General features: G+C 70.2%; 4 protein-coding genes. 2 read left to right on the top strand and 2 right to left on the bottom strand.

Annotated features, from left to right (window positions below; translation table 11 throughout):
• Positions 1-194: 194 nt before the first annotated feature.
• Positions 195-1478 carry a phosphopyruvate hydratase gene (gene eno / locus ACFU7D_RS28410; RefSeq protein WP_378873585.1) on the bottom strand — a complete coding sequence of 428 codons (1284 nt, stop codon included), beginning with the start codon at positions 1476-1478 and terminating at the stop codon, positions 195-197.
• Between the two features lie 222 nt (positions 1479-1700).
• On the opposite strand from eno, the gene ACFU7D_RS28405 reads away from it, so the two are divergent.
• Positions 1701-4046: an esterase-like activity of phytase family protein gene (locus tag ACFU7D_RS28405; RefSeq protein ID WP_378873583.1), complete on the top strand. Its 2346-nt coding sequence runs from the start codon at positions 1701-1703 to the stop codon at positions 4044-4046.
• A gap of 61 nt (positions 4047-4107) precedes the next feature.
• Here ACFU7D_RS28405 and ACFU7D_RS28400 read toward each other — a convergent pair whose 3' ends face one another.
• Positions 4108-4461: a winged helix-turn-helix transcriptional regulator gene (locus ACFU7D_RS28400; protein WP_378732972.1), complete on the bottom strand. Its 354-nt coding sequence runs from the start codon at positions 4459-4461 to the stop codon at positions 4108-4110.
• Positions 4462-4554: 93 nt separating this feature from the next.
• Between ACFU7D_RS28400 and ACFU7D_RS28395 the strand changes: the two genes are divergently transcribed.
• The gene (locus ACFU7D_RS28395) at positions 4555-5178 is read left to right on the top strand and encodes a malonic semialdehyde reductase (protein WP_378873581.1); all 624 of its coding nucleotides are present in this window, start codon (positions 4555-4557) and stop codon (positions 5176-5178) included.
• Positions 5179-5224 lie beyond the last annotated feature (46 nt).

The raw sequence follows: 5224 nt of genomic DNA, 5'->3' as shown, positions 1-5224 counted from the left end.
GGCGGCGGTTCTGGGACCGGTAGACACGGGCCGCCGTCTGCTCCCCGAGCAGCCGCAGCCTGGTCGCGGTGGAGAACCGGTCGCGGTCCTTCCCGGCCATGTCTCACGCCTCCCCGTTACGCACGTCCGTCCCCGCACACGGTACGGGACCGGATGCGGGGACGGACGGAGGCTGGTGCTCCGGACACGGGCTGTCAGCCCTCGAAGCGGAACCGCGGGAACGCCGAACGACCGGCGTACACCGCGGCGTCGTCGAGGATCTCCTCGATGCGCAGCAGCTGGTTGTACTTGGCGACGCGGTCCGAGCGGGCCGGGGCGCCGGTCTTGATCTGGCCGGAGCCGACGGCGACGGCGAGGTCGGCGATGGTGGTGTCCTCGGTCTCGCCGGAGCGGTGGGACATCATCGTCTTGAAGCCGGCGCGGTGGGCCATGTCGACGGCGTCGAGGGTCTCGGTGAGCGTGCCGATCTGGTTGACCTTGACCAGCAGCGCGTTGCCCTGACCGCCCTCGATGCCGCGGGCGAGGCGCTCGACGTTGGTGACGAACAGGTCGTCGCCGACGAGCTGGGTCTTGTCGCCGATGGCGTCGGTGATCGCCTTCCAGCCGTCCCAGTCCTCCTCGTCGAGGGGGTCCTCGATGGAGACGATCGGGTAGGCCGCGACGAGCTCCGCGTAGTAGGCGGTCATCTCCTCGGCCGTCTTCTTGGCGCCCTCGAAGAGGTACGCACCGTCCTCGTAGAACTCGCTCGCTGCCACGTCCAGCGCCAGCACGACGTCCTTGCCGAGCTCGTAGCCGGCCTTGCCGATCGCCTCGGCGATCAGGTCGAGGGCGGCACGGTTGGACTCGAGGTTGGGGGCGAAGCCGCCCTCGTCGCCGAGCCCCGTGGCCAGGCCCTTCTCCTTCAGCACGGACTTGAGGGCGTGGTAGACCTCGGCACCGGTGCGCAGCGCCTCGGCGAAGGTCGGCGCGCCGATCGGCGCGATCATGAACTCCTGGATGTCCACGTTGGAGTCCGCGTGGGAGCCTCCGTTGAGGATGTTGAGCATCGGGACCGGGAGCACGTGGGCGTTGGGGCCACCGACGTAGCGGAAGAGCGAGAGGCCCGCCGAGTCGGCGGCGGCCTTCGCGACCGCCAGCGAGACGCCGAGGATCGCGTTGGCGCCGGCCTTGGCCTTGTTGGGGGTCGCGTCGGCCTCGATCATCGCCTGGTCGATGGCGCGCTGGTCGTCGGCGTCGAAGCCTTCGATCGCGGGCGCGAGGGTCTCCACGACGGCGGTCACGGCGTTCTGCACGCCCTTGCCGCCGTAGCGCTCGCCGCCGTCACGCAGCTCGACGGCCTCGAAGGCTCCGGTCGAGGCGCCGCTGGGGACCTGGGCGCGGGCGAAGGTGCCGTCGTCGAGGACGACCTCAACTTCGACAGTCGGGTTGCCTCGCGAATCGAGGATCTCGCGGGCGCCTACGGCGTCGATCGATGCCACTGAACTACTCCTGGGTCTCAGGGACGGGTGTCGTCCGTCAGCCTATTACTCGGCCGGATGGGCCTGGCGATTGGAACGTTAACCGGACAGTAGGGGTGCGGCCGGGGTTGCCCACCTGCTGTTCACCCGGGAGTCGGTCGGTCGCAACGTACGTGATGCCTCGGCGCGGAGTGTCGCCGAGATCGTTCGTCCCGGTAATGATTTTCCGAGAGGAACCCCGACATGCAACTCCTGCACAACCGACTCACGCTGGCCGGCATCGGCGTCCTGGCCATCGGGGGCTTGGGCGTCTCGATGGTGACCGTCCTCGGCGGCACCGCCGTCGCCGGCCCCGACCGGCATGGCGAGTTCAGCCGGCTCGCGACCTACCCGGTCTTCCAGAACGTACCTGCCGGGGTGGACCCGGCCGACCCCACCGTCGCCGAGATCTCATCCGTCTCCGAGGACGGGAAGACGCTGGCCTACACCGATGCGCTCGGCGGCCGGATCGGCTTCCTGGACATCACCAAGCCGTCGGCCCCGAAGGGCCTCGGCAGCCACGACGTCTCCGGCGGAAAGGGCGGCTCGCCGACATCGGTCTCGATCGTGGGCGCCTACGCGCTCGTCGTCGTCGACGAGTCGACCTACCCCGGCCTCGAGGACACCGAGTGGGAGGACGAGGAGCCTGCCGTCGGCACCCGCGACGGGCGGATCGACGTGATCTCGCTGGCCGCCCCGCACGACGAGATCGCCTCCTACGACCTGGGCGGTCAGCCCGACTCGATCGCGGTCAGCCCCGACGGGACGTACGCCGCGATCGCGATGGAGAACCAGCGCAACGAGGCCGTCACCCCTGCCGGTGGCGAGGAGGGCGACCTGCCCCAGGCACCGGCCGGATCGGTCAAGATCGTCGGCCTCGACGGCGGGCCGGCCGAGTGGTCGATCACCGACGTGGCGCTGCCCGCCTCGTTGCTCGACGGGCTGGACACGCCGGAGGACGCGGAGCCGGAGTACGTCGACATCAACGCCGACAACCAGCTCGCGCTCACGCTGCAGGAGAACAACGGCGTCGCGATCATCGACCTTGCGTCCGCGACCGTCGAGACGGTGTGGAGCGCCGGGAACGCGGTCGTCTCCGGGGTGGACGCGAGCAAGAACGGGCTCTTCGACCCGGTCGACACCATCGACGTCCCCCGCGAGCCCGACTCGATCCAGTGGGTCGGCCGCGGTCTCGTCGCGACCGCCAACGAGGGCGACTGGAAGGGCGGCAGCCGCGGCTGGACCGTCTTCCGCGCCGCGACCGGCGAGGTGGTCTGGGACGCCGGATCCACCTTCGAGGACCTCGCCACGAAGTACGGGCTGCACAACAACGACCGCGCCGCCAAGAAGGGGGCGGAGCCCGAGGGGCTCGCCTTCGAGACCTTCGGCGGCGTCCCGTACGCCTTCGTGGGCTCCGAGCGCAGCAACTTCGTGGCCGTCTACGACATGCGTACGCCCTCTTCGCCGAAGCTCGAGCAGGTGCTGCCGGCGACGAACGGGCCGGAGGGGCTGCTGCCGATCCCGTCGCGCAACCTGCTGGCGATCTCCTCGGAGGAGGACTCGGCCGAGGACCTGGTGCGGGCATCGGTCTCGCTCTACGGCTTCGGTCGGAAGTCGTCGTCGTTCCCCACCGTGGAATCGGCCTCGACGAAGGGCAAGCCGATCGGCTGGGGTGCGCTGGGTGCGCTCTCGAAGGTGCCCGGCGAGCCCGGCAAGCTCTACGCCGCCAGCGACGCCGCCTACGCCACCGGCCGGATCTACACGCTCTCGGTCCACCGCTCGCCGGCCGTGATCCGCGACGTGCTCGAGGTCACCGACTCCTCGGGCGATGTCGCCGAGGGGCTCGACATCGAGGGCCTGGCCGCTCGCCGCGGCGGTGGCTTCTGGGTGGCGAACGAAGGCGCTACCGGCGCCGGCAACGCGCTGCTCCGCCTCGACCGCGACGGCCGGATCACCGAGACCGTCCCACTGCCCACGGAGATCGCCGAGAAGGTCGGCAAGTGGGGCCTCGAGGGTGTGACGGTGACCGGGAAGGGCCGCTCGGAGAAGGTGTACGTCGCGCTCCAGCGCCCGCTGTGGGCCGACTCGACCGCGAAGAAGCCCGGTGTGGACGGCGCGAGCACCGCCCGGATCGGTCGCTACACCCCGGCCACGGGCCAGTGGGAGTGGTTCGGCTACGGCCTGGAGTCGACCTCGGTGGCCGGTGACTGGCTCGGCCTGTCGGAGATCACCGCCGTCGACGAGGACACCCTCGCCGTCATCGAGCGCGACAAGCAGAACGGCCCCACCGCGGCGGTCAAGCGGGTCTACACCGTCGACCTGCCTCGCAGCGGGGTCACCGGGATCACGCCCGTGAAGCCGCTGCGCAAGCGCCTGGCGTACGACCTGCTGCCTGCGCTGCGGGCCACCAACGGATGGACCCAGGAGAAGCTCGAAGGCTTCACCATCGGTGCCGACGGGCACGCCTACGCGGTCACCGACAACGACGGCCTCGCGGACGCCACCGGGGAGACGGTCTTCCTCGACCTCGGCAAGGCGTTCAAACGCTGAGCATCCTCGTCAGGCCGGCCCGTCACCGTTCGGTGGCGGGCCGGTGTCGTTCGTGGACCGGTCAGTCCTCGGAGCACTCCCCGGCTGGCAGATGCGTGCCTGCCCACTCGGTGAGCGCGCCGAGGGTCGGCGCGAGCGCGGCACCGGATCCGGTGAGCGCGTAGCGGACCGCCACCGGCGGGCCGGGGTCGACCTCGCGGGCGAGCAGGCCCAGGCCGGCCAGCTCGCTGAGCCGCTCGGAGAGCATCGAGTCGCTGATGCCCGCCACCGCCCGCTTGAGCTCCGCGAAGCCGAGCGGGCCCTGGGTCAGGCTGCCGAGGATCACGCCGTTCCAGCGCTTGCCGAGGAAGTCGAAGGCCCGCACGAGCGCGGCATTGCACACCTGCGGATCGTGGGCGGGCTTCGTCGCAGGCATACGTCCCAGCGTACAGGAGTTGCCTGAATCCTGAGGAACTACTATTTTCGTAGTAACCGGAATATTCCTAGTAGCCACGGAGTTCAGAGCGACATGACCGAGACCACTGCCCTGGAGACCACCACCCTCGAGAAGCTGGACGACCGCGGCCGCCAGATCGTCTTCACGGGTGCCCGGACGTCCAACACCTTCGCCGAGACGCCCGTCACCGACGACGAGCTCGCCGACGTCTGGGAGCTCACCCGCTGGACCCCGACGATGGCCAACACCCAGCCGCTGCGGGTCGTGTTCGTGCGCACGGGAGAGGGCAAGGAGCGCCTCCTCCCCCACATCGCCGAGGGCAACGTCGAGAAGACCAAGGCTGCCCCGGCGACCGCGATCGTCGCCTACGACAACAACTGGCACGAGGAGATCCCGAACGTCTTCCCGATCCGCCCGGAGATGAAGGACTACTTCGAGGGCGACGAGACCGCCCGCCACGGCGCCGGCGGCTGGTCCGCCGGCCTGCAGGCCGGTGCCTTCATCCTCGCCGTCCGCGCGGCCGGCCTGGCCGCCGGACCGATCGCGGGCTACGACACCGCGGGCGTCGACAAGGAGTTCTTCCCCGACGGTGACTGGACCGCCAAGATGATCGTCAACATCGGTCACCCGGGCGAGAACCCGTGGTTCGACCGGCTCCCCCGAGTCGAGACCGAGGCCGCCGTCAAGTGGGCCTGACCCGCTGAGCTGGACCTCCGAAGCGCTCGCCTGCCGTCACGACAGG

Source organism: Nocardioides sp. NPDC057577 (assembly GCF_042801335.1).
Classification (GTDB): domain Bacteria; phylum Actinomycetota; class Actinomycetes; order Propionibacteriales; family Nocardioidaceae; genus Nocardioides.
The sequence above is the reverse complement of the archived record's forward strand: the minus strand, read 5'-3'. Positions and strand labels throughout refer to the sequence as shown.

What these genes read in the sequence shown, in the direction of transcription:
- ACFU7D_RS28405 (WP_378873583.1), top strand. Translation starts at nt 1,701, where the DNA reads ATGCAACTCCTGCACAACCGACTCACGCTGGCCGGCATCGGCGTCCTG.
- ACFU7D_RS28400 (WP_378732972.1), bottom strand. Translation starts at nt 4,461, where the DNA reads ATGCCTGCGACGAAGCCCGCCCACGATCCGCAGGTGTGCAATGCCGCG.
- ACFU7D_RS28395 (WP_378873581.1), top strand. Translation starts at nt 4,555, where the DNA reads ATGACCGAGACCACTGCCCTGGAGACCACCACCCTCGAGAAGCTGGAC.